Genomic DNA, 25,045 nt, shown 5'->3' with positions numbered 1-25,045 from the left:
TTGATAGAGAGGAAAGATGAGTACTTTAGCAGAAATAGAAGCGCTCTTGTTTGTAGCAGGTGAAGATGGGATTCGGGTCCGTCAGTTGGCTGAACTCCTCTCTCTACCACCGACAGGCATCCAACAGAGTTTAGAAAAATTAGCCCATAAGTATGGAGAAGACCAGGATTCCAGCTTGTCTCTGATCGAGACAGGTGGTGCATACAGATTGGTCACCAAGCCTCAATTTGCATCGATTTTGAAGGAATACTCCAAGGCGCCCATCAACCAAAGTTTGTCTCGGGCTGCCCTTGAGACCTTGTCCATCATTGCCTACAAGCAACCCATCACACGGATAGAAATTGATGCTATTCGTGGGGTTAACTCGAGTGGAGCCTTGGCAAAGTTGCAGGCTTTTGACTTGATTAAAGAAAACGGGAAAAAAGAAGTGTTGGGCCGCCCCAACCTCTATGTGACTACGGATTATTTCCTAGATTACATGGGGATTAACCATTTGGAAGAACTGCCAGTGATTGATGAGCTTGAGATTCAAGCCCAAGAAAGCCAATTATTTGGTGAAAGGATAGAAGAAGATGAGAATCAATAAGTATATTGCCCACGCAGGTGTGGCCAGTAGGAGAAAAGCAGAAGAGCTAATCAAGCAAGGCTTGGTGACTGTCAACGGCCAAGTGGTGCGTGAACTCGCAACCACCATCAAGTCAGGTGACAAGGTCGAAGTTGAAGGTCAACCCATCTACAACGAAGAAAAGGTCTACTATCTGCTTAACAAACCACGTGGAGTGATTTCCAGTGTGACAGATGACAAGGGACGCAAGACAGTTGTGGATCTCTTACCAAATGTTAAAGAACGCATTTACCCTGTGGGACGTTTGGACTGGGATACATCAGGTGTCTTGATTTTGACCAATGATGGGGACTTTACGGATGAAATGATTCACCCCCGTAATGAGATTGACAAGGTCTATGTCGCGCGTGTTAAAGGTGTGGCCAATAAGGACAATCTCCGTCCCTTGACCCGCGGACTTGAGATTGATGGCAAGAAAACCAAGCCAGCTGTTTATGAAATTCTCAAAGTGGATCCAGTTAAAAATCGCTCTGTGGTACAGTTGACCATTCACGAAGGACGTAACCACCAAGTTAAAAAGATGTTTGAAGCTGTCGGTCTTCAAGTGGATAAGTTGTCTCGGACACGTTTTGGACACTTAGATTTGACAGGCCTTCGTCCGGGAGAATCTCGTCGCCTTAACAAAAAAGAAATCAGCCAACTACACACCATGGCGGTAACTAAAAAATAATGAAACGAATCTTAATAGCGCCAGTACGCTTTTACCAACGTTTTATCTCACCAGTCTTTCCCCCCTCTTGTCGTTTTGAGCCGACTTGTTCCAACTACATGATCCAGGCTATTGAAAAACATGGCTTCAAGGGTGTCTTGATGGGTTTGGCTCGGATTTTACGTTGCCATCCCTGGTCGAAAACAGGCAAGGATCCCGTACCAGACCACTTTTCACTCAAACGAAACCAAGAAGAAAAATAACCCAACATCATTTGATGTTGGGTTCTCTTGCTTATTTCAAAGCTTTTTGTGCGTCTTCAATCATGAGTTTAGTTGATTCAAGACCGCCTCCGCTTAGATACCAGAGGTCTGGTGTTAGTTGGATAATTTTTCCATTTTTAGCGGCAGGAGTTTCAGCGATGAGGGCATTTTCTAGGACGCCATCGTTGCTAGAGTTATCTCCACCGATGGCAAGGGTACGGTTGATGACAAAGAGGATGTCAGGATTGATTTCTTTGACACTTTCAAAGCTGACTTCTTGTCCGTGGCGAGAGTCTTCAAATTGAGTGTCTGTTGGCTTGAATTTCAAGGTTTGGTACAAGAAAGAGAAACGAGATTGGGCACCAAAGGCAGCCATTTTTCCTTCATTGAGGAGGATAGCAAGGGCTTTTTTGTCAGAACTTTCGTTTTTAGTAGCGACTTCTTGAATGCTCTTGTCTAGGTTGGCTAATTCCTCTTTGGCTTTCTGTGTACCAGTTTCACCAAAGGCGCTTGCTAAGGATTCGATGTTGGCCTTGGTAGAAGTCCAGTAGTCGTCCTTACTTGCTTGGAAGAGAACAGTTGGAGCAATTTCTTTGAACTTGTCTACGAATTTTTGGGTACGTGGAGAAGCGATAATTAGATCTGGTTCAAGAGCAGCAATGGCTTCTAGGTCTGGCTCAACCATAGAACCAACATTTTTGACATTTCCTGCAAGATCTTTTAGGTAAGTCGGAACAGTTTTTGTAGGCATTCCGACGATATTCTTTTCAAATCCTAAAGCACGAATAGTATCCGCAGCACCGAGGTCAAAAGTCACAATCTTTTCAGGAACCTTTGAAAGTTTGACCTCGTCTAGTGAACTTTTAATGGTTATCTCTGTTGGAGCAGAGCTACTTGTCTCTGTCTGGCTAGTGCTTGAGTTTGTATTTGTACTACATGCACCAAGTAGGAGCAAGAAGCTGGCCACTAGGGCAGTAAGATAAAGTTTAAGGGATGTTTTCATGATTTCTCCTTTTTAAAATGTGATAACGATGTAGGGAGTCTCTTAGATAGGCTTATTAGCTAAGAGACAGAGAATTCTCTAACATGAGTTTCTGAGTTACTAGCTATAGATACAGATCTTTTTGCCATTGATATCAGCTAGCGTGATAGGAATCTCATAGAGTTGACTGAGCAGGTCAGCCTGCATGATTTGAGCAGTCGTTCCCTTGCAAAAGACTTGACCGTCCTTGAAGGCAACAATTTCATCTGCATACTGGCTGGCCATGTTGATATCGTGGAGGACTATGATAATGGTCTTCCCTAGTTCCTCCACCAGTCGCTTGAGAATCTGCATCATGCTGACGCTTTGCTTGATATCGAGGTTGTTAAGTGGTTCGTCCAGCAAGATAAAGTCTGTATCCTGGGCTAGTACCATGGCGATAAAGACACGTTGGAGCTGTCCACCAGACAGACTATCGATGTAGCGGTCTTTTAAGTTTGTCAGTTCCAGATAGTCCAGAGTTTCTCGGATTTTTTCCCAGTCTTCTGCCTTCAGTCGACCACGGTTGTAGGGAAAACGTCCAAAACTGACCAGTTCTTCTACAGTCAATTTGGCTTGGTAATTGATCTTCTGCTTTAGGATGGTAAGCTCTCGAGCCAGTTCTTGCGAATTCCAACTTTCAATTTCACGACCTTTGATACTGAGAATTCCCTGATCCTTCTTGATTAGTCTGCTCATAATGGAGAGGAGAGTTGATTTTCCAGCACCATTTGGACCAATAAAGGCTGTCAGTTTCTGAGGACTGACTTCAAGCGAAATGTCTTGCAAAATATCCTGTTTTTGAATGGATTTGTCAATGTTTTCCAGTTTCACCGACGTGCCCTCCTATAAAGTAAGATAAAGAATAAGAAGCCACCCACACTCTCGATAATCATGCTGATGCGAATTTCCAGTGCAAAGACTCGTTCAATGAGGGCTTGCCCCAAGGTCAAGCTAATAAATCCAATCAGAATAGCCACGATAAAGAGTAACTTGTGTCGATAATCTTTGACAATCAGGTAAGTGAGATTGGCCAGCATAAAGCCGAAGAAGGCCATAGGTCCTACCAAGGCAGTTGCCGTTGAGGTCAAAAGTACGATGCCCCAGAGGAGTTCTCTCTGTTCTTTTTCAACATCGAGTCCCAGTATCTGAGCCGTTTCTCTTTGCAGGTGCAAGACATCCAGAATAACTGCTTTTCGAAAGAAAAAGATTGTCAAAGCGAGGATGATTAGAGAACCGATGGCTAGGATGGAAGTGTTGAGATGCTGAAAGGAGGCAAAGAGACTGTTCTGCAGTTTATCGTATTCATTTGGATCCATCAGGACTTGGAGGAAGGTACTGATATTTCGAAAGAGACTTCCGAGTGCTAGACAGATTAGCAGAATGAAGACCAGATCTTGTTTCATCAGTGTCTTCAAGTAGCCTTGTAAGGCAAGAAAGAAGAGGGATTGGACAAGAAGTAAGATTAAAAATTCTAAGACAGGAGACTTTTCAAGCTGTAGAAATTTGCTTTCAAAAACCAGTAGCAGGGTTTGTAGCAAGACATAGAAGGATTCGATTCCCAAAATACTAGGTGTCAGGAAGCGATTTTCCGTCAGGGTTTGAAAACTAATGGTCGAAATCCCTGTCGCGATAGCTACCAAGAGATAAACGACAATCTTTTGAGAACGAAGTTTCCAAGCAAAGGCAGACAGCTGGGTGATAGGCCAAAAGTAGAGGAGACAAGCTACGATGGCCAGAATAATGAGAAGGCAGAAGAGCTTGGTATGTTTGCTTTTAAACTGCATCTTTTCGTCCCCCTCTCCATAGAAGCAGGATAAAGAAGAGGCTACCGATGATTCCTAGCAAGAGACTGACAGACAGCTCATAGGGCCGAATGAGAACTCGAGAGAGGATGTCGCAGGCTAGAACCAGATTGGCTCCGACCAGAGCGACGATGAGTTTGGTTTGACTCAGGTTATCTCCATAGCGCTTGCGGACCAGATTGGGAACGATGACCCCGAGAAAAGGCAAGGCACCCACGGTAATCATGGTGACGCTTGTCGTTAATGCAATGAGAAAGAGGGCCAGTTTTTCCAGTAGGGAGTAAGAAATCCCCAAACTTTCACTGGTTTCTTTCCCTAGATTCATGATGGTAAAAGTTTGGGATAATTTCCAAACGGCTATCAGGATGATGAGGCCTAAGAAGAGCCACTCATACTGATGGGTCTGAATCATGGAGAAGGAGCCCTGGGTCCAGGCCGTCATACTCTGAACCAGATTGAAACGATAGGCGATAACTTCTGTGATAGAACCGATAATCCCACTATAGATGATACCGATCAAGGGCAACATCCACCTTTCCTTTACAGAAAAAATAGTCATAAAGGCCAGGAAGAAGAGGGTAAATAAAATAGATGAGCCAAAAGCAAAGAGCATCTTTTGGGTCAGACTCGCAGACGGAAAGACAAAGAGGCTTAGCACCATTCCCAGTTTGGCGGCTTCAGTCGTTCCAACTGTGCTTGGTGCAGCAAACTGATTTTGGGTAATGGTCTGCATGAGGAGTCCTGCCATGCTCATACTGGAGGCTGCGAGGAGAATACTGATGGTTCTTGGAAGACGCGACTCTTGAAAGAGAAGCCAGATCTGCTGGTCAAAAGCAAAGAATTTTTCCCAAGAAAAATCACTGGTTCCAATGGTAATGGAGAGAAAGACTAGGAGTAGAAGTAAGCCTGTTAAAATATGAGAGAGTTTCATACCCCGTCCTTTCGTGTAGATTTGGTATCGAAAGATACCTGCGGATATAAATGTAACACGATTTTTTTAATCTGTCAATAAATTTTCTGACAATTTAATGTAAAAAGAAAGAAAAATTCCTGAAATTACATCTGCCACTCTCTTTTATTGGAAAAACTGAGTAAAAACCAATCCACCTTCCCACTATCCTTCTCTTATAAAAAGTGGTAAAATGGAGGACAGAAAGAAGGAACTGATATGACAACATTATTTTCAAAAATCAAAGAAGTAACAGAGCTTGCTGCGATCTCAGGTCATGAAGCGCCTGTCCGGACTTATCTTCGTGAAAAGTTGACTCCGCATGTGGATGAAGTAGTGACAGATGGCTTGGGTGGTATTTTCGGAATTAAACATTCAGAAGCTACGGATGCACCACGCGTCTTAGTCGCTTCTCACATGGACGAAGTTGGTTTTATGGTCAGTGAGATTAAGCCAGATGGTACCTTCCGTGTCGTTGAAATCGGTGGTTGGAATCCAATGGTAGTCAGCAGCCAACGTTTCAAACTCTTTACTCGTGACGGTCGTGAAATTCCTGTAATCTCAGGTTCTGTTCCTCCACATTTGACACGTGGAAAGGGCGGACCAACTATGCCTGCTATTTCGGATATTGTCTTTGATGGTGGTTTTGCAGACAAGGCTGAGGCAGAAAGTTTTGGCATCCGTCCTGGTGACACGATTGTCCCTGATAGTAGCGCAATTCTTACAGCCAATGAAAAGAATATCATCTCAAAAGCTTGGGACAACCGCTACGGTGTTCTTATGGTAAGTGAGCTAGCAGAAGCCCTTTCAGGTCAAAAGCTGGGAAATGAGCTCTATCTTGGTTCTAACGTCCAAGAAGAAGTTGGTCTTCGTGGCGCTCATACTTCCACAACTAAGTTTGACCCAGAAGTCTTTCTGGCAGTTGATTGTTCACCAGCAGGTGACGTTTATGGAGGACAAGGCAAGATTGGGGATGGAACCTTGATTCGCTTCTACGATCCAGGTCACTTGCTCCTCCCAGGTATGAAGGATTTCCTTTTGACAACGGCTGAAGAAGCTGGCATCAAGTACCAATACTACTGTGGAAAAGGCGGAACAGACGCTGGAGCAGCTCATCTGAAAAATGGTGGTGTCCCATCTACAACTATCGGTGTCTGCGCTCGTTATATCCATTCTCACCAAACCCTCTACGCTATGGATGACTTCCTAGAAGCTCAAGCTTTCTTGCAAGCCTTGGTGAAAAAATTGAATCGCTCAACAGTTGATTTGATTAAAAATTATTAAACATAAGGGAGGTGGTCAGGATGGCAGAACCAAACCCTAGAAAGCCTTATAAAAGATCTCTATAACCATGCCCGTCAGGGCTTGAGTGAAGATTTAGTTGCTGCTCTCCTAGAGACTGCTAAAAAACTACCTACTACAAATGAGCAATTACTAGCAGTTCGACTCTCAGGACTGGTTACCCGTGAATTGCTCATCAAACCCAAACACCCAGCACCTGAGTTGATCAACTTGGCGCGCTTTATCAAAAGAGAAGAAGCCAAGTACAGGGGCACTGCAGTTTCTGCTATCATGTTTGGAGAACTCTTTAAAATGCTTTGATTACACTGTGAATCAAAGCATTTTTTTATGTCAGAAAAGCCATTCTTGATGAGGAGACAAAAAAAGCCATCCCATTCAGGATAGCTTCTTGGTACTTATACTCAATGAAAATCAAAGAGCAAACTAGGAAACTAACCGCAGGCTGTACTTGAGTACGGCAAGGCGACGTTGACGTGGTTTGAATTTGATTTTCGAAGAGTATTAGATTTGTTCAGCAATGACCTTTTCAGCAAGGTTCATAGCATGGTCAGATACACGAGTGTAATGGGAAATGATGTCAATAAAGTTGACCCCAGCTTGTGTTGAACATTCGCCCTTGTTAAGGCGTTTGATGTGGGTCTTTCTGAGAACGCGTTCCATATTGTTGATTTCTTTATGACGTTCAATCAGCCTTTGAGCTTTTTCAATATCATTGTTTTCCACACTATCAAGGGCATCTTTGATGAACTCAGTGGTAGCGTGATAAATCGCAGCTAGCTCTTCCAAAGCGGCCTCAGAGAACTGAACATTCTTGCGTTGGAGATAGTCTGTTAGGTTGATTAACCCTTCTGCGTGGTCTCCAATCCGTTCCAAATCACGTGATGAGTCAAGAATATTGGTTAAAATTTCACTTTCCTTTTGACTCAAGGATTCGCTTGAAAGGCTAATCAGGTAACGAGTGAGTTTTTCGTCAATTGTGTTAATTGCTTCTTCAGTCTTATGGCCTTTCTCAGCTAGTTTTTCATCTAGATTGACGATGTAGTCGTAGGAAAGGTCAAAAGCTTTTGCAGCATAGTTCCCCAAGTGAAGAAGTTCTTTTTTGGCATTTCCTAGAGCGATAGAAGGCGCCTGTTTGATGAGTTGTTCATCCAAGTAGAGAGCCTCGTATTTAACAACTTCATCTTCACCAGGAATGAGCTTGGTAACAATGTAAGCCAAGGCGCCGATGAATGGGAACTGGATAATGGTATTTGTAATATTAAAGGTTCCGTGGGCAAAGGCAATGGTCATTTCTGGAGCTAGATTGAGTGCAGATTCAAACCATTGAATCAAGCCAGTGAAAGGTACAAGGAGGACAATACAGATAACCGTACCAATCACGTTAAAGGCAACGTGGGCACCAGCAACACGTTTGGCAGCGATATTGGCTCCAAGAGAAGCAATGATGGCTGTAATGGTCGTTCCGATATTATCACCAAACAAGACCGGTAGGGCACCTTGTAGGTCAATCAAACCACTTGCGTACAGGTTCTGTAAGATACCGATAGTTGCGGATGAAGCCTGAATGAGTAGGGTCAGTCCAGTTCCGACAAAGACACCTAGAATAGGACTCTTACTTAGTTCAACCATGTAGTCTCTAAAGACTTGCAGGTCTTTTAGGGGTTCCATTGCACCGCTCATAAGATTGAGAGCGAAGAAGATACCTCCTACACCAAAGATAATCCGTCCAATGTTATTGATGGAGCGATTCTTGGTGAAGAAGAGACAAACTGCTCCGATAAAGAGCATAGGTAAGGCGTAATCTCCTAGCTTAAAACCGATGATAAAGGAAGTAACGGTGGTTCCAATATTGGCACCCATGACAATACCGATAGCCTGACGCAAGGTCAAAAGTCCTGCACTGACAAGTCCCACTGTAATGACTGTAACACCAGAACTTGATTGAATCAGCGCCGTCATACCGATACCAACCAGCACACCGAAGAAGGGGTTGCTGGTGTACTTGTCAATGTAAAAACGAAGGCGATCTCCAGCAGCTTGTTGCAAACCGTCTCCCATAGTCTTAATACTGTATAAAAACAGTCCTAGACCTCCCAAAAAGTGAAATAAAATTTCCTGCCAATTAATGGACATTTCTTTTTCCTCCGAAAAATAATAACGGAATTTCTCCTATTCTATTTTAAAGGATAAAAGTAAATCTCACAAGTGTTTAGCTGAAATTTCCATAAGAAACAAGAACTTTCTTTTAAAATGAGAGATAGTTTCCCTTTAAGATAGATGATTTATAGGATTATGTCCAAATTTTACTGATTATTATCCTAGTTATAGTTTTTATATTAAATAGATTGACATCGCTTTCATATAGGATAAAATGAAGATGATCCTGTTCTGGTGGTGTGCACTGAGAACAGTTACTTTTTATTATATTGGGAGGATAAGATGAAAGATCTATTTTTTGAAAAACGTTGCCGTTACAGTATTCGAAAGCTGTCAATCGGGGCTTGTTCCTTGATGATTGGTTCAGCTCTATTCGCAAGCCCAGCTCTTGCCGAACAGGTCTCTGCCCCTGAAACAGCTACTAATACGAGCACTCAAGCGACAAGTGCCAGTGAAACAACTAATCCAGACACCGCAGCTATCGAAAAGCAATTAGAGGAAACAGAGAACAAAGTAGCTGAGCAACCCATTTCAGAAAACACTCCAGCAATAACGGATTTAGTTAATGAAAAAGAAGAAGCGAAGCCTGCTCCGACGGATAAAGCTGACAAACCTGCTCAACCAACTGAAAAAGAAGAAGTCAAATCAGAGGAAGCTCCTCAAGTTGCTGAGAAGAAAGCCGACAAACCGACTCTAGCAGACGTTCCTAAAAATGAAGAAAAGAGTCTCCGACCAAAAGAAATCAAATTTGATACATGGGAAGATTTGTTGAAATGGGAACCGGGTGCGCGTGAGGATGATCCCATTAACCGTTCCTCAGTTGAACTCGCCAAGCGCCACAGAGGTCAGTTGGTTAACGAAAAAGCAAGCAGAAGAGCCAAGGTTCAGGCGCTAGCAAATACCAACTCGAAAGCTAAAGACCATGCTTCTGTTGGTGGAGAAGAATTCAAGGCCTATGCTTTTGACTACTGGCAATACTTGGATTCAATGGTCTTCTGGGAAGGCCTAGTCCCTACTCCAGATGTCATTGATGCTGGGCACCGCAACGGAGTTCCCGTTTATGGAACCCTCTTTTTCAACTGGTCAAACAGCATTGCCGACCAAGAGAAATTTGCCGCTGCCTTGAAACAAGATGAAGATGGCACTTTCCCAATTGCACGCAAACTCGTTGATCTAGCTAAATACTATGGCTTTGATGGCTATTTCATCAACCAAGAAACAACGGGGGAGTTGGTAGCACCTCTTGGTGAAAAAATGCGCCAATTCATGCTCTATACAAAAGAATACGCAGCTAAGGTCAACCATCCAATCAAGTATGCTTGGTACGATGCCATGACCTACAAATACGGTCGTTACCACGAAGATGGTCTAGGCGATTACAACTATCAGTTCATGCAAAAAGAAGGTGACAAGGTCCCTGCAGATCAATTTTTTGCCAATTTCAACTGGAACAAGGAAAAGAATGACCACTCCGTAGAGATGGCTAAATGGCTAGAGCGTAGTCAATATGATGTCTTTGCAGGCTTGGAATTGCAGCAAGGTGGTTCATATAAGACCAAGGTCAACTGGGATGCTCTCTTAGATGAAAATGGCAAGTTGCGCTTGTCACTTGGACTTTTTGCGCCAGATACCATTACCAGTCTAGGAAAAACAGGTGAAGACTACCACAAGAACGAAGACATCTTCTTTACAGGTTACCAAGGGGATCCGACAGCTCAAAAACCAGGTGATAAAGAGTGGTATGGAATTGCTAATTTAGTTGCGGACCGCACTCCAGCAGTAGGCCGAACCTTCACTACCTCTTTTAATACAGGACATGGTAGAAAGTGGTTTGTAGACGGTAAAGTTTCTAAGGATTCTGAGTGGAACTACCGTTCGGTTTCAGGTGTCTTACCAACATGGCGTTGGTGGCAGACTTCGACGGGGGGAAAACTCCATGCAGAATATGACTTTACAGATGCCTATAATGGTGGGAACTCCCTTAAATTCTCAGGTGATGTAGCTGGTAAGACGGACCAAGATGTGAATTTGTATTCTACCAAACTAGAAGTAACTGAGAAAACCAAACTTCGTGTTGCCCACAAGGGAGGAAAAGGCTCTAAAGTTTATATGGCTTTCTCTACAACACCAGACTACAAATTTGAGGATGCAGACGCATGGAAAGAACTGACTTTATCTGATGACTGGAAGAATGAAGAATTTGACCTCAGCTCACTAGCTGGAAAAACCATCTATGCAGTCAAACTCTTCTTCAAGCATGAAGGAGCTGTAAAAGATTATCAGTTCAACCTAGGTCAATTAACCATTTCAGACAATCACCAAGCACCACAAGCGCCAACGGAGCTATATGTAGTGAAACAATCTCTCAAGAATGCCCAAGAAGCTGAAGCAGTGGTCCAGTTTGCGGGTAACCAAGATGCAGATTTCTATGAAGTCTACGAAAAAGATGGGGATAACTGGCGTTTGTTGACAGGATCATCTGCTTCCACTATCTACTTGCCAAAAGTTAGCCGTTCTGCTAATGCGATTGGTAGGACTCAGGAATTTAAAGTCGTCGCAGTTGGTAAAAATGGCCTCCGTTCCGAAGCAGCGACGGCATCCTTTAACTGGGGGATGACAGTTCAGGATACAACTCTCCCAAGACCTTTGGCTGAAAATATTGTTCCAGGGGCAACGGTTATTGGTAGCACTTTCCCCAATACTGAAGGCGGGGAAGGCATCGAAGGCATGTTGAACGGTACGATTACAAGTCTGTCAGACAAGTGGTCTTCAGGACAATTGAGCGGTAGTGTCGATATTCGTTTGACCCAACCACGTCGTGTTGTCAGATGGGTGATGGATCATGCGGGAGCTGGTGGTGAGTCTGTTAACGATGGTTTGATGAACACCAAGGACTTTGATCTTTATTACAAGGATACAGATGGCGAGTGGAAACTAGCTAAGGAAGTCCGTGGCAATAAAGCGCACGTTACAGATATCACTCTTGACAAACCAATCACCGCGCAAGACTGGCGTTTGCATGTCATTACATCTGATAACGGAACACCTTGGAAGGCCATTCGTATCTACAACTGGAAGATGTACGAAACCTTGGACACAGAAAGTCAAAATATTCCAATGGCTAAGGTAGCTGCTCGTTCACTTGGAAACCACCAAGTTCAACTAGGCTTCTCTGATGTTCCGGCAGGCGCGACTATCACCGTTTACGACAAGGCAGACTCACAAACACCAATTGCAACCTTGAAGACTGAAACTGGTGGCGATCTGGCAACTGCACCATTGGCCTTTGACAAGCAACCAAATCTCCTCTATTATCGTACCCAACTACCTGGCAAAGAAATCAGTAACACCTTGGCAGTAGCGATTCCACAGGATGAAAGAAAAATTAAATCTGTTAGCCTTGAAAAAGGACCTAAGAAGACAGTTTATAAAGAAGGAGAAAAACTGGACCTCAGAGGCGGAACACTCCGCGTTCAATACGAAGGGGGACAAGCCGACGAGCTGATTAACCTTACTCACTCAGGTGTGACGGTATCTGGGTACGACGCTCATCAAAAAAGGGAACAGAAGCTAACACTTCAATACCTTGGTTTACCAGTGTCAGGTGATCTGAAAGTCCAAGTGACAGGACAAGATGAAGGAAAACCAAAAGAAGTAGCGGGCTTGTATATTACTAAGAAACCAAAAACAGACTATCTAGTAGGAGATCAACTGGATCTCTCTGAAGGTCGCTTCGGTGTTCTCTATGATGATGAGACGGAAGAAAGTCATGCCTTTACGGACCAAGGTGTTGAAATCACGGGCTATGATGCTCAGAAGACTGGACGACAAACCTTGACCTTGCATTACAAGGGACACATTGCTGAGTTCGATGTCTTGGTTTCTCCAAAAGCAGCTGTCAACGATGAGTACCTCAAACAAGAAATCACTGCTGCCCAAGGTCGCCAGTCAACCCTTGCCTATACCTTCTCAAGTGAGGACAAACAAGCTGTACTAGTAGAGAAACTTAATGCAGCGAAAGCTGTTGCAGAAAACCATGATGCCAGTCAAGAAGAAGTCAACAAAGCCTTGAATGAATTGAAACAAGCTGGAGCGGACTTGGATGGAAATCAACGTTATCAAACTGCTAGAGAAGAATTGGAAGGCTTGCTCGAATCCGTCCGCGAAAAAGATTCTCAAAATGAGTTGATTGCCCAAGCTGAAGCTTTGTTGTCTTCACAAACACCAACTCCACAAGCTTTTGCGGACATGAAAGAAAAGTTGAATAAGAAACTAGCACCTGCAGAAGAAAGCCATCATGTTGGAAGCATGGATCCAAATGAAGTGGCTCCAACGGTTGAAGCTCTTCCTGAACTAGTTATTGAAACTGAAACAACAGCCTTTGAACATCAGGAGCGACCAAACTCCGAATTTCTCAAAGGACAACGCCGTGTTGTGCAAGCTGGAGTTGAAGGTCAAGTTCGCCACTTTGTAGAAGTAGATAGCCAAGGCAAACGCACTCTTCGTTCGACTGAGGTAGTCAAGGAAGCAATCCCAGAAATCACCGAAGTTGGTACAAAAGTTCTATCAAGCAACCAACCAGCTGAAGGTGTGAAAGATTTAGTTCTAGAAACTCCGAAACTGGAAATTGAAGAGGGGACAGTTTCCTTCGAACGTCAGGAACGACCAAATGCAGCCCTTCTCAAAGGACAACGCCAGCTAGTTCAAGCAGGAGTTGAAGGCCAAGTTCGTCGCTTTGTAGAAGTTGATGCTCAGGGCAAACGCACCCTTCATTCTACTGAGATTCTCAAGGAAGCCCTTCCAGAAATTGTTGAAATTGGTACCAAGGAAAAAGTTGAACAGCTAGTACCAAGTACAGACAATTCAATGGTGGAAACACCAGTCAAAGCAGAAAAGGCAACAAATCAACTTCCAAATACTGGTGTAGAAACAGATGCCAGTCTAGTAGCTCTGGGACTTCTCGGAGCAATGAGTGGTTATGGCTTGCTTGCTAGAAAGAAGAAAGAAGACTAATCGATTTAGAATTCTTGGATTTCCTCATAAAAACTAAAAACAAGGTTTGGCTGCAGTCAAACCTTGTTTTGATTATTTTATCTCGCATTGATTACTTATTTGATAAGGTTTTTCTAGATTTGATTTTAAAAAATGCTAGTTTTAATTATAAGAAAGAACAAGAAAAGTTTAGGGTTTTTCTATCTCTTTTGTTGATTTTGTGATATAATTAACACGTATAAAAAAAGAAGGAGTCATATCTAATGGCAAAATTGACTGTTAAAGACGTTGACTTGAAAGGGAAAAAAGTTCTCGTTCGTGTTGACTTCAACGTACCTGTTAAAGATGGCGTGATTACTAATGACAACCGTATCACTGCAGCTCTTCCAACTATCAAGTACATCCTTGAACAAGGTGGACGTGCAATCCTCTTCTCTCACCTTGGACGTGTAAAAGAAGAAGCAGACAAAGAAGGTAAATCACTCGCTCCTGTAGCTGCTGACTTGGCTGCTAAATTGGGACAAGAAGTTAAATTTATCCCAGGTGTTACACGTGGTGCTGAATTGGAAGCAGCAATCAACGCTCTTGAAGATGGACAAGTTCTCTTGGTTGAAAACACTCGTTTCGAAGATGTTGATGGCAAGAAAGAATCTAAAAATGATCCTGAACTTGGTAAATACTGGGCATCACTTGGAGATGGTATCTTCGTAAACGATGCATTCGGTACAGCTCACCGTGCACACGCATCAAATGTTGGTATCTCAGCAAACGTTGAAAAAGCAGTTGCTGGATTCCTTCTTGAAAACGAAATTGCCTATATCCAAGAAGCAGTTGAAGCTCCAGAACGTCCATTCGTGGCTATCCTTGGTGGTTCAAAAGTTTCAGACAAGATCGGTGTTATCGAAAACTTGCTTGAAAAAGCTGATAAAGTTCTTATCGGTGGTGGGATGACTTACACATTCTACAAAGCTCAAGGTATCGAAATCGGTAACTCACTTGTAGAAGAAGACAAATTGGATGTTGCAAAATCTCTTCTTGAAAAAGCAAACGGCAAATTGATCTTGCCAGTTGACTCAAAAGAAGCAAACGCATTTGCTGACTACACTGAAGTGAAAGACACTGAAGGTGAAGCAGTAGATTCAGGTTTCCTTGGTTTGGATATCGGTCCAAAATCTATCGCTAAATTCGATCAAGAATTGACTGGTGCGAAGACAGTTGTATGGAACGGACCTATGGGTGTATTTGAAAACCCTGACTTCCAAGCTGGTACAATCGGTGTGATGGACGCTATCGTGAAACAACCAGGCGTGAAATCAATCATCGGTGGTGGTGACTCAGCTGCCGCAGCAATTAACCTTGGTCGCGCAGACAAGTTCTCATGGATCTCTACTGGTGGTGGAGCATCAATGGAACTCCTTGAAGGTAAAGTATTACCAGGATTGGCTGCACTCACAGAAAAATAAGAGTATAATTAAGAAGATGGCGAAACCATCTTCTTTTTTTGTACCTTTTTAAATGTATATTATTGCATATATGAAAAGAAAAGGATTAAATATTTGCATCTTGGGTTTTAAAGTGATACTATGGATAGTAAACGACAAAAATGAGATACAGAAAGAGATTACAATGAAAAATAGAAAAGAAGTCTATGGATTTCGTAAAAGCAAGGTTGCAAAAACTTTGTGTGGTGCTGTTTTAGGGACTGCTTTGATTGCTTTTGCAGATCAGGCAGTTTTTGCTGATGAAGTAAAAGAGACAACAAGCACAAGTGCGGTTGAAGTTACAAGTACCGGGAACCCAGCTACAAATCTAGCTGAAGCTCAAGGAGATATGAGCCAAGCCGCCAAAGAGAGCCAAGCCAAGGCTGGTTCTAAAGACTCAGCTTTGCCAGTTGAAGTATCATCAGCTGATTTGGATAAAACAGTTGCTGATGCAAAAACTGCAGGAGTTAAGGTAGTTCAAGATGAAACAAAAGACAAAGGAACAGCCACAACTGCTACAGAGAATGCTCAAAAACAAGATGAGATTAAAAGCGACTATGCTAAACAGGCTAAAGAAATAAAGAAGACAACTGAAGCATATAAAAAAGAAGTCGCAGCTCATCAGGCAGAAACAGATAAAATCAATGCTGAAAACAAAGCAGCGGATGACAAGTATCAAAAAGATCTAAAAAGTCATCAAGAAGAAGTCGAAAAAATCAATACTGCCAATGCAACAGCTAGAGCAGAATATGAGGCTAAGCTAGCGCAATATCAAAAAGATTTAGCGACTGTCAAAAAAGCAAACAAAGATAGTCAAGAGGATTATCAAAATAAACTTTCAGCTTATCAGACAGAATTAGCTCGAGTACAAAAGGCTAATGCTGAAGCTAAAGAAGCCTATGATAAGGCGGTAAAAGAAAATACTGCGAAAAACGAAGCGCTTAAAGCTGAGAATAAAGCCATTAAACAGCGTAATGAAACTGCAAAAGCGAATTATGAAGCAGCGATGAAGCAGTATGAAGCGGATCTTGCAGCTATTAAGAAAGCTAAAGAAGATAATGATGCTGATTATCAAGCTAAATTAGTAGCTTATCAGACAGAATTGGCTCGTGTTCAGAAAGCAAATGCTGATGCAAAAGCAGCCTATGAAAAGGCTGTTGAAGAAAATACTGCTAAGAACAATGCTATCCAAGCTGAAAATGAAGCGATTAAACAACGAAATGAATCAGCCAAGACAACTTATGAGATTAAAAAAGCACAATACGAAAAAGACTTGGCAGCAGTCAAACAAGTAAATGAAGCTAACGAAAAAGGCTACCAAACTAAGCTAGCAGCTTATCAGACAGAACTAGCTCGCGTTCAAAAAGCAAATGCTGATGCAAAAGCAACCTATGAAAAGGCAGTTGAAGACAATAAAGTAAAAAATGCTTCGATTGAAGCTGAGAATGAAGCAATCAAGCAACGTAATGCCACGGCTAAAACTGACTATGAAGCAAAATTAGCTAAATATGAAGCAGACATTGCCAAATATAAGAAAGATTTGGCTGAGTATCCGGCTAAGTTGAAGGCTTATGAAGATGAGCAGGCCAAAATTAAAGCAGCACTTGTAGAGCTTGAAAAGAATAAAGATCAAGATGGATACTTGTCTAAACCATCTGCTCAGAGTTTGGTTTATGATTTAGAACCGAATGCTCAACTTGATCTTAAAACAGAAGGAAAACTTCTTACAGCAACAGCAGTTGATGAAGCCTTCAAGAAAGACACAGTACAATATGGCAAGAAAAATCTTCAGTTAGACAATCTAAATGTCAAGAATTTGGAAAATGGTGCTACCACTTCTTCGGTGGAATTGTATGGTAACATCAACGACAAATCTGACTGGACCACCAATGTAGGGAATAAAACTGAAGTTAAATGGGGCTCTGTTCTTCTAGAGCGTGGACAAAGCGTAACAGCGACTTATACCAACCTTCAAAATTCCTACTACAATGGTAAAAAGATTTCTAAGATTGTTTACAAATATACTGTAGATCCTTCTTCTCAATTTAAAAATCCTAGTGGGAAAGTTTGGTTGGGAATCTTTAGTGACCCTACTCTAGGAGTCTTTGCTTCAGCATTTACGGGTCAGGTAGAAAAAGATACGTCAATTTTCATTAAAAATGAATTCACCTTCTATGATGAAAATGACAAGCCAATTAATTTTGACAATGCCCTTCTTTCAGTAGCATCTCTAAATAGAGAAAATAATTCTATAGAGATGGCTAAAGATTACAGTGGTACTTTTGTTAAAATTTCTGGGTCTTCTGTTGGAGAAAAAGACGGAAAAATTTATGCTACAGAAACCTTGAACTTTAAACAAGGCCAAGGTGGATCTCGTTGGACCATGTATAAAAATAGTCAACCTGGTTCAGGTTGGGATTCATCAGATGCACCAAACTCTTGGTACGGTGCAGGAGCCATTAGTATGTCTGGTCCTACAAATCATGTTACTGTTGGTGCCATTTCTGCGACACAAGTAGTTCCTTCTGATCCAGTTATGGCAGTAGAAACTGGTAAAAGACCAAACATTTGGTACTCACTTAATGGTAAAATTCGTGCAGTTAACGTTCCGAAAATTACTAAGGAAAAACCAACTCCACCAGTAACGCCAACTGAACCACAAGCTCCTACTTATGATGTGGAAAAACCATTGGAGCCAGCCCCAGTAGCACCAAGCTATGAGAATGAGCCAACTCCACCAGTTAAGACTCCAGATCAACCGAAGCCATCAAAACCGGAAGCGCCAAACTATGAGGCAGAAAAACCATTGGAACCAGCTCCAGTAGCGCCAAGCTATGAGAATGAGCCAACTCCGCCAGTTAAGACCCCAGATCAACCGGAGCCATCAAAACCGGAAGCGCCAAACTATGAGACAGAAAAACCATTGGAACCAGCTCCAGTAGAGCCAAGCTACGAAAATGAGCCAACTCCACCGGTTAAGACTCCAGATCAACCGGAGCCATCAAAACCAGAAGCGCCAAACTATGATCCATTGCCAACTCCACCACTAGCACCAACTCCTAAGCAGTTGCCGACTCCTCCAGCGGTACCGACAGTACACTTCCATTATAAGAGCTTGTTGGCGCAACCTCAAATTAATAAAGAAATTAAGAATGAGGATGGAGTAGATATTGATCGTACTCTAGTAGCTAAGCAGTCTGTAGTGAAGTTTGAACTGAAAACAGAGGCTTTAACTGCAGGTCGTCCAAAAACAACTTCGTTTGTATTGGTAGATCCACTTCCAACTGGCTATCAGTTTGATTTGGAAGCAACCAAGGCTGCAAGTAAAGGTTTTGAAACAAGCTATGACAAAGCTAGTCACACTGTAACCTTTAAGGCTACTGAGGAGACCTTAGCTGCTTTCAATGCAGATTTGACAAAATCCTTTGAGACTCTATATCCAACGGTTGTTGGTCGTGTTTTGAATGATGGGGCGACTTATACAAATAACTTTACATTGACAGTCAATGATGCCTATGGTGTTAAATCAAACATTGTTCGTGTAACGACTCCAGGTAAACCAAACGATCCCGATAATCCAAATAACAACTACATTAAACCTTTGAAAGTTAACAAGAACAAACAAGGTGTGAATATTGATGGTAAAGAAGTTCTAGCCGGTTCAACTAACTACTATGAACTTACATGGGATTTGGACCAATACAAGGGAGATAAATCTTCTAAAGAATCGATTCAAAACGGTTTCTACTACGTGGATGATTATCCAGAAGAAGCTTTAACCCTTCAACCAGAATTGGTTAAGATTCGTGATCTAGAGGGCAACCTTGTATCAGGTATCAGTGTTCAACAATTTGATAGTTTAGAAGCTGCGCCTAAGAAGGTTCAAGAGCTACTGAAGAAAGCCAACATCACTGTTAAGGGGACTTTCCAACTTTTCTCAGCTGATAATCCAGCAGAATTCTACAAGAACTATGTAGCAGCAGGAAAATCATTGCTAATCACAGATCCGATGACAGTTAAACCTGAATTTGGTCAAACGGGTGGTAAGTACGAAAACAAAGCCTACCAAATTGACTTTGGAAATGGCTATGCTACAGAAGTAGTTGTCAACAACGTACCGAAAATCACACCGAAAAAAGATGTGACAATCAGTATGGATCCAAGCAGTGACAATATTGATGGCCAAACAATTCCGTTGAACCAATACTTCAATTATCGTTTAATCGGAGGTTTGATTCCACAAAATCATTCTGAGGACTTGAATGACTATAGTTTTGTAGATGATTATGACCAAAAAGGTGATCAATACACTGGAAACTATAAAGTTCTTGCCAAGGTTGATATCCGATTGAAAGACGGTCGTGTTATTAAGGCAGGGACAGACTTAACAGCTGAAACACAGGTTGAACATGATCAAGATAAGGGAATGCTTACCATTCGCTTCAAGGAAGAATTCCTTCAAGAGATTCAGTTGGATTCTCCATTCCAGGCTGAGACTTATATTCAAATGAAACGAATTGCTGTTGGAACCTTTGAAAATACCTATGTAAATACTGTGAACAAAGTCGCTTACGCTTCAAATACAGTTCGCACGACAACACCAGAACCTAAGAAACCAGAGGAGCCAACAACCCCTAATTCTAATCCAAATCCAAAAGGAAACCCTACTCTACCTCAAACAGGTACAAATGATTCAAGCTACATGCCGTATCTTGGTTTAGCAGCTTTAGTAGGAGTTTTAGGACTTGGTCAGTTGAAACGAAAAGAAGACGAAAGCAACTAATTTCTGGAAGTTAAATAGAAAAGAGGAACTCTGCTTCCTCTTTTTTATAGCCTAAATTAAAAACGTTTCCTATTGATTTTGGCTCATAAAATCAACTAATTTATGTTAAAATGGTAGTAGAAAGTTGAGATTATGAGTTATTTTAAAAAATATAAATTTGATAAGTCACAGTTCAAACTTGGTATGCGGACTTTTAAAACGGGAATTGCCGTTTTTTTAGTTCTTTTGATTTTTGACTTTTTTGGCTGGAAAGGTCTTCAAATCGGTGCTCTGACAGCGGTTTTTAGTCTGAGGGAGAGTTTTGATAAGAGTGTTCATTTTGGGACTTCACGTATTCTAGGAAATAGTATCGGTGGTTTCTACGCCCTTATCTTTTTTCTCTTAAATACCTTATTTCAAGGAGCCTTTTGGGTGACCTTGGTGGTTGTTCCAATCTGCACTATGTTAACCATTATGACAAATGTGGCCATGAATAATAAATCGGGGGTTATTGGTGGTGTAGCAGCTATGTTAATCATTACCCTCTCAATACCGAGCGGTGAAACAATTTTGTACGTGTTTGCGCGTGTATCGGAAACTTTCATGGGAGTTTTTGTCGCAATTCTCGTAAATTATGATATTGATCGTATTCATCTCTTTTTAGAGAAAAAAGAAAAATAATGTTACATTTTATAACATTATCGATTGACGTATGTATTTTTTTAGACTATAATAGACAGAAAGAAGGAAATTGTAAATGAAGGAAAGAGAATTTCGCCGAAATATGGCTGTTTTTCCTATCGGTAGTGTGATGAAGTTGACCGATCTATCAGCGCGTCAGATTCGTTATTATGAAGATCAAGAGTTGATTAAACCTGATCGAAACGAAGGAAACCGTCGCATGTATTCGTTGAATGACATGGATCGTTTGCTTGAGATCAAAGATTATATCTCTGAAGGCTACAATATCGCTGCCATTAAGAAAAAATATGCTGAACGTGAGGCGAAGTCCAAGAAAGTGGTGAGTCAGACGGAGGTGCGTCGCGCACTTCATAATGAACTCCTCCAGCAGGGACGCTTTGCTTCAGTACGGTCACCTTTTGGTCGCGGTTAGGCAACCGCAAGTAGTCATATATTAAGGAGAAAAACCATGCCAATCACAGCTGCAGATATTCGTCGTGAAGTCAAGGAAAAAAATGTTACCTTTATTCGTCTCATGTTCTCAGATATTTTGGGAACGATGAAAAACGTCGAAATTCCTGCTACAGATGAACAGTTAGATAAAGTCTTGTCAAACAAGGCTATGTTTGATGGATCTTCTATTGAAGGTTTTGTACGTATCAATGAGTCAGATATGTACTTGTACCCAGACTTGGATACATGGACAGTCTTCCCTTGGGGAGATGAAAACGGAAGTGTTGCAGGTTTGATCTGTGATGTCTATACAACAGAAGGTAAACCGTTTGCAGGTGACCCTCGTGGCAATTTGAAACGTGCTCTTCGCCATATGGAAGAAGTAGGATTCAAATCCTTCAACCTTGGACCAGAGCCAGAATTCTTCCTATTTAAGCTAGATGAAAATGGGGATCCGACTCTTGAGGTAAATGACAAAGGTGGCTACTTTGATTTGGCGCCTACTGACCTTGCAGACAATACGCGTCGTGAGATTGTGAATGTCTTGACCAAAATGGGATTTGAAGTAGAAGCAAGTCACCACGAGGTTGCGGTTGGACAACATGAAATTGATTTCAAGTATGATGAAGTGCTTCGCGCTTGTGATAAGATTCAAATCTTTAAACTCGTTGTTAAAACGATTGCTCGTAAACACGGTTTGTACGCAACCTTTATGGCCAAACCAAAATTTGGTATTGCTGGATCAGGTATGCACTGTAATATGTCCTTGTTTGATGCAGAAGGAAACAATGCCTTCTTTGATCCAAATGATCCAAAAGGAATGCAGTTGTCTGAAACGGCCTATCATTTCCTTGGTGGTTTGATCAAGCATGCCTACAACTATACTGCCATCATGAACCCAACTGTTAACTCCTACAAACGTTTGGTTCCTGGTTATGAAGCGCCAGTTTATATTGCATGGGCTGGACGTAATCGTTCACCGCTTGTGCGCGTACCTGCTTCACGTGGTATGGGAACTCGCCTTGAATTGCGCTCGGTAGACCCAATGGCAAACCCATACATCGCGATGGCAGTTCTTCTGGAAGTTGGTTTGCACGGTATTGAAAACAAAATCGAAGCACCAGCTCCGATCGAAGAAAACATCTACATCATGACAGCTGATGAACGTAAGGAAGCTGGAATCACAGACCTTCCATCAACGCTTCATAACGCTTTGAAAGCTTTGACTGAGGACGAAGTAGTCAAGGCTGCCCTAGGTGAGCACATCTATACGAGCTTCCTTGAAGCCAAACGTATCGAGTGGGCTAGCTATGCAACCTTTGTGTCGCAATGGGAAGTTGATAATTATCTAGATTTGTATTAAATAGTAGAAAAGAGGTTGTCCGAATGGGCAATCTTTTTTCGTTTGCAAAGTTATAAATGTATTTTGATACAGATTTTAGTATAGAAAATATAGGTAATTCATATTTTTTATCTAGCTTACAATTATGCATCAGAATGGGAATATTCTGACAAATATCAGAAAGCGATATCAAGTTTATGTTTAGATTTTCTTTATAACGATGGTATTTAATGGCGATTTTCTACTTTGTCTCACATCTATTGTAACACTACAAAAAAAGTAAATATTTTTTATATCTGCTTTTAATTGACCTTTTTTTGTTTAAGAAAAATTTAATGAAGTGCTTGCCCAAAATGCTTGATTAATGATATAATTGAGTGTGGGTTACTAGTCTCTCTGAGAGCTATAACTCTTGTCTTTAACTTTTACTTTGAGTGCTAAACTAAAAAGCATTTATTGACAAGCTCTTTTGATAAGAATTGGTAGGTTAGCTGGGAAAACTACTAATTTGGGTACTAATAACGGAGTTCTTACCATATGGAGAATGGCAATAAATTTCTTTTTATGTGTAATCATAAAAAGTAAAAAGAAATTTAATAAGGAGAAAAAGAATGATAAAGTCGAAAAACAGGCTTAAAAAGACAATCGTTGGAATGATAACCTTTGTTTTAGCGTTTTTCTTACTGCCGTTTCAAGGCCTTTTTGCGGCACCGCAAGAAATAAAGGATGACACAGATCTTTCTGCACTAAGTCTTTACCAGTTTCAGTTAACTACGGATAACATGAGCGTTGTATCTAAGTCATCTGCCGTGCAGCAATACCATATGGATGCTCCAGGTTTTGGAGATCTACAACATAAATATCCTGGTTATCCAATGGAAAATTTCACCCTCAAGGTAGATAAAACCAAAAAGGAAGATCAAACCTTTGATAAACCTTTGTCTTTGAAATTTACCAATGCTGGAACAGTCAATGGTAAGCAAGTAGATGCTTATTTAACGATTAATAAAGTTACTCTTCATTATATCAACAACTCAGAAGCTCCGGCTCAAATGGCTGATGTTAATAAGAAAACAGTTAACTTTTTCAACGTTTCTAATTTATGGGGAGCAAACCAATTTGAAATTGGGAATATCGCATATGTTGATGAGGCACATGACGATGTCATGAAAAATACCTTTACGGTTGATGCAGATATAACAGCAGAACTTAAGTATTCAGATGGTTCAGAACCTGACATGAAATTGGTGATGAAACCAACTGATATTGATGCAAATGGTCTATGGAATACCAAGGAAGCTTTCTATGTTACCAATTACAACACTAGCGTTGACAAGCGAGTGATGAACAACCGCAATAATTTGGAAGCGGTTCAAGAAGGTGATAAAACTGTTTGGAATGCAGGCCCAGGTGGTGGTACAAGTGGTGCGGAGGCCGAAAATAATATTTCCGGTTTAGCCCTACGCTCAGTTAACAACACCATGAACTTTGGTTACCGTTCAGCGAACTATGCCTCTGCAACTTTCTCTCTTTACATGGAACAAGTACAGTTTGCCCCAGAAAAGGAGGTAGATCCAGCTCAAATCCCAGCACAAGCAGGAGAGGCAGTTACTTATAAAACTCTTTTCAAGATTCCAAAACCAGGTAAAGAAATCATTGCAGCTTTATCAAGCCTTGATTTCGTTGATACCTTTGATGATCGTTTAGATTTCAAAGATCTTACAGTTGATGCAGATGGTGTTGTGTTGGCAAAGGATACAGACTATACTGTTGAGAAGTCAGGTCAAAAAGTAACTGTCAAGATGGCTGCTGCCTACTTGAACAAAGATAAGGCCGGAACACCTATTCGTATTACTTATAATACAGTAACAAATAATAAGGTTGGTGACAAAGCTTCAGGACCTATCGAAAACATTGTAGCTATGCAACCAGATAACCTTTATTTCGCATCAAACAAGGTAACAACGACCTTACTTTACAACAAGATTCATGAATTTGAGAGCGGTACACCTGGTAAGACCCTTCCACAAGAAGTTACAAACTTGTTACCAGCTAAAGTATCAGGTCTTGCAAATGGAACGACTGTAAATCCTACTCAACCAACAACTACTAAAGTATCTGTTCCAGAAGGAAACTGGGTATTCAAAGGTTACGATAAGGTTTCAGAAGTTGTTGAAAATGGAGATGTGAAATTCATCGGTAAATGGGAATTCACTCCAGCGCCAACTTACAAGGCAACACATGAATTTGTAAGCGGAACGCCAGGAAAAGAACTTCCGCAAGAAGTGAAATCCTTGCTTCCAGCAGACCAAACAGACTTGAAAGATGGTAGTCAAGCGACTCCGACTCAACCAAGTCAAACAGAAGTGAAGACAGCAGAAGGTACATGGAGCTTTAAGTCCTATGACAAGGCATCAGAAACCATCAATGGAGCGGATGCCCACTTCGTCGGTACTTGGGAATTTACCCCAGCACCAACTTACAAGGCAACACATGAATTTGTAAGCGGAACGCCAGGAAAAGACCTTCCACAAGAAGTGAAATCCTTGCTTCCAGCAGACCA

The 25,045-nt window shown here is 41.6% G+C and carries 16 protein-coding genes and 1 pseudogene; 12 read left to right on the top strand and 5 right to left on the bottom strand.

Going from position 1 to position 25,045, the window contains the following annotated elements:
* Positions 1 to 16: 16 nt before the first annotated feature.
* The 3 genes from scpB to yidD are packed head-to-tail and all read left to right on the top strand — an operon-like array spanning position 17 to position 1,537.
* Entirely contained in the window at positions 17 to 586 is a 570-nt protein-coding gene (gene scpB, locus HMPREF9188_RS08740) for an SMC-Scp complex subunit ScpB (RefSeq protein ID WP_009730635.1), read from the top strand.
* Complete coding sequence (locus HMPREF9188_RS08735; RefSeq protein ID WP_001222228.1) at positions 573 to 1,295, top strand: pseudouridine synthase; 723 nt, start codon at positions 573 to 575, stop codon at positions 1,293 to 1,295. Before scpB ends, HMPREF9188_RS08735 begins: the two co-directional genes overlap by 14 nt.
* Positions 1,295 to 1,537 (top strand): membrane protein insertion efficiency factor YidD, encoded by a 243-nt coding sequence (gene yidD, locus HMPREF9188_RS08730; RefSeq protein ID WP_002876431.1) that lies wholly within the window; start codon positions 1,295 to 1,297, stop codon positions 1,535 to 1,537. Before HMPREF9188_RS08735 ends, yidD begins: the two co-directional genes overlap by 1 nt.
* Positions 1,538 to 1,568: 31 nt before the next feature.
* Here yidD and HMPREF9188_RS08725 read toward each other — a convergent pair whose 3' ends face one another.
* The 4 genes from HMPREF9188_RS08725 to HMPREF9188_RS08710 form a co-directional block, all read right to left on the bottom strand.
* Positions 1,569 to 2,540, bottom strand: coding sequence for a siderophore ABC transporter substrate-binding protein (locus HMPREF9188_RS08725; RefSeq protein ID WP_000858286.1), 972 nt, complete (start codon positions 2,538 to 2,540; stop codon positions 1,569 to 1,571).
* Between the two features lie 99 nt (positions 2,541 to 2,639).
* Positions 2,640 to 3,392, bottom strand: coding sequence for an iron ABC transporter ATP-binding protein (locus HMPREF9188_RS08720; protein WP_009730634.1), 753 nt, complete (start codon positions 3,390 to 3,392; stop codon positions 2,640 to 2,642).
* The gene (locus HMPREF9188_RS08715) at positions 3,389 to 4,345 is read right to left on the bottom strand and encodes an iron chelate uptake ABC transporter family permease subunit (protein WP_009730633.1); all 957 of its coding nucleotides are present in this window, start codon (positions 4,343 to 4,345) and stop codon (positions 3,389 to 3,391) included. Before HMPREF9188_RS08715 ends, HMPREF9188_RS08720 begins: the two co-directional genes overlap by 4 nt.
* Positions 4,335 to 5,294, bottom strand: a complete 960-nt coding sequence (locus tag HMPREF9188_RS08710) for an ABC transporter permease (protein ID WP_009730632.1) — start codon at positions 5,292 to 5,294, stop codon at positions 4,335 to 4,337. The genes HMPREF9188_RS08715 and HMPREF9188_RS08710 overlap by 11 nt, the downstream gene beginning before the upstream one ends.
* Before the next feature lie 237 nt (positions 5,295 to 5,531).
* On the opposite strand from HMPREF9188_RS08710, the gene pepA reads away from it, so the two are divergent.
* Together pepA and HMPREF9188_RS08700 are read left to right on the top strand one after the other, a co-directional pair.
* Entirely contained in the window at positions 5,532 to 6,596 is a 1,065-nt protein-coding gene (pepA, locus tag HMPREF9188_RS08705) for a glutamyl aminopeptidase (RefSeq protein WP_009730631.1), read from the top strand.
* A gap of 20 nt (positions 6,597 to 6,616) precedes the next feature.
* A pseudogene (locus HMPREF9188_RS08700) lies at positions 6,617 to 6,914 on the top strand (bacteriocin immunity protein).
* Between the two features lie 201 nt (positions 6,915 to 7,115).
* On the opposite strand, the gene HMPREF9188_RS08695 reads toward HMPREF9188_RS08700, so the two are convergent.
* Positions 7,116 to 8,747 carry a Na/Pi cotransporter family protein gene (locus HMPREF9188_RS08695; protein ID WP_009730630.1) on the bottom strand — a complete coding sequence of 544 codons (1,632 nt, stop codon included), beginning with the start codon at positions 8,745 to 8,747 and terminating at the stop codon, positions 7,116 to 7,118.
* A gap of 306 nt (positions 8,748 to 9,053) precedes the next feature.
* Between HMPREF9188_RS08695 and HMPREF9188_RS08690 the strand changes: the two genes are divergently transcribed.
* The 7 genes from HMPREF9188_RS08690 to HMPREF9188_RS08655 all read left to right on the top strand — a co-directional run.
* Positions 9,054 to 13,784: a YSIRK signal domain/LPXTG anchor domain surface protein gene (locus tag HMPREF9188_RS08690; protein ID WP_009730629.1), complete on the top strand. Its 4,731-nt coding sequence runs from the start codon at positions 9,054 to 9,056 to the stop codon at positions 13,782 to 13,784.
* A 242-nt stretch (positions 13,785 to 14,026) separates the two neighbouring features.
* Positions 14,027 to 15,226, top strand: a complete 1,200-nt coding sequence (locus HMPREF9188_RS08680; protein WP_009730628.1) for a phosphoglycerate kinase — start codon at positions 14,027 to 14,029, stop codon at positions 15,224 to 15,226.
* Positions 15,227 to 15,389: 163 nt separating this feature from the next.
* Positions 15,390 to 20,027 carry an antigen I/II family LPXTG-anchored adhesin gene (locus HMPREF9188_RS08675; protein ID WP_009730627.1) on the top strand — a complete coding sequence of 1,546 codons (4,638 nt, stop codon included), beginning with the start codon at positions 15,390 to 15,392 and terminating at the stop codon, positions 20,025 to 20,027.
* 132 nt (positions 20,028 to 20,159) lie between these two features.
* Positions 20,160 to 20,687 (top strand): FUSC family protein, encoded by a 528-nt coding sequence (locus HMPREF9188_RS08670; RefSeq protein ID WP_000119890.1) that lies wholly within the window; start codon positions 20,160 to 20,162, stop codon positions 20,685 to 20,687.
* A 76-nt stretch (positions 20,688 to 20,763) separates the two neighbouring features.
* Positions 20,764 to 21,120, top strand: a complete 357-nt coding sequence (gene glnR / locus HMPREF9188_RS08665) for a transcriptional repressor GlnR (RefSeq protein ID WP_000664336.1) — start codon at positions 20,764 to 20,766, stop codon at positions 21,118 to 21,120.
* A 36-nt stretch (positions 21,121 to 21,156) separates the two neighbouring features.
* A complete protein-coding gene (glnA, locus tag HMPREF9188_RS08660) occupies positions 21,157 to 22,503 on the top strand; it encodes a type I glutamate--ammonia ligase (RefSeq protein ID WP_001122895.1) in 1,347 nt (448 codons plus the stop codon).
* Between the two features lie 590 nt (positions 22,504 to 23,093).
* On the top strand, positions 23,094 to 25,045 hold a 1,952-nt coding region (locus tag HMPREF9188_RS08655), incomplete at its 3' end, for an Sgo0707 family adhesin (protein WP_009730626.1).

It is taken from the genome of Streptococcus sp. F0441 (assembly GCF_000314775.2).
Taxonomy (GTDB): Bacteria; Bacillota; Bacilli; order Lactobacillales; family Streptococcaceae; genus Streptococcus.
Note: the sequence above shows the minus strand (reverse complement) of the source record. Positions and strands in the feature narration are given on the sequence as shown.

Bases quoted from the DNA above. Each gene is read 5' to 3' on its own strand.
- HMPREF9188_RS08715 (WP_009730633.1), bottom strand. From the start codon at position 4,345: ATGCAGTTTAAAAGCAAACATACCAAGCTCTTCTGCCTTCTCATTATT.
- HMPREF9188_RS08670 (WP_000119890.1), top strand. From the start codon at position 20,160: ATGAGTTATTTTAAAAAATATAAATTTGATAAGTCACAGTTCAAACTT.
- glnR (WP_000664336.1), top strand. From the start codon at position 20,764: ATGAAGGAAAGAGAATTTCGCCGAAATATGGCTGTTTTTCCTATCGGT.
- HMPREF9188_RS08725 (WP_000858286.1), bottom strand. From the start codon at position 2,540: ATGAAAACATCCCTTAAACTTTATCTTACTGCCCTAGTGGCCAGCTTC.
- HMPREF9188_RS08680 (WP_009730628.1), top strand. From the start codon at position 14,027: ATGGCAAAATTGACTGTTAAAGACGTTGACTTGAAAGGGAAAAAAGTT.
- HMPREF9188_RS08695 (WP_009730630.1), bottom strand. From the start codon at position 8,747: ATGTCCATTAATTGGCAGGAAATTTTATTTCACTTTTTGGGAGGTCTA.
- scpB (WP_009730635.1), top strand. From the start codon at position 17: ATGAGTACTTTAGCAGAAATAGAAGCGCTCTTGTTTGTAGCAGGTGAA.
- HMPREF9188_RS08710 (WP_009730632.1), bottom strand. From the start codon at position 5,294: ATGAAACTCTCTCATATTTTAACAGGCTTACTTCTACTCCTAGTCTTT.
- HMPREF9188_RS08735 (WP_001222228.1), top strand. From the start codon at position 573: ATGAGAATCAATAAGTATATTGCCCACGCAGGTGTGGCCAGTAGGAGA.
- HMPREF9188_RS08690 (WP_009730629.1), top strand. From the start codon at position 9,054: ATGAAAGATCTATTTTTTGAAAAACGTTGCCGTTACAGTATTCGAAAG.
- pepA (WP_009730631.1), top strand. From the start codon at position 5,532: ATGACAACATTATTTTCAAAAATCAAAGAAGTAACAGAGCTTGCTGCG.
- HMPREF9188_RS08675 (WP_009730627.1), top strand. From the start codon at position 15,390: ATGAAAAATAGAAAAGAAGTCTATGGATTTCGTAAAAGCAAGGTTGCA.
- glnA (WP_001122895.1), top strand. From the start codon at position 21,157: ATGCCAATCACAGCTGCAGATATTCGTCGTGAAGTCAAGGAAAAAAAT.
- yidD (WP_002876431.1), top strand. From the start codon at position 1,295: ATGAAACGAATCTTAATAGCGCCAGTACGCTTTTACCAACGTTTTATC.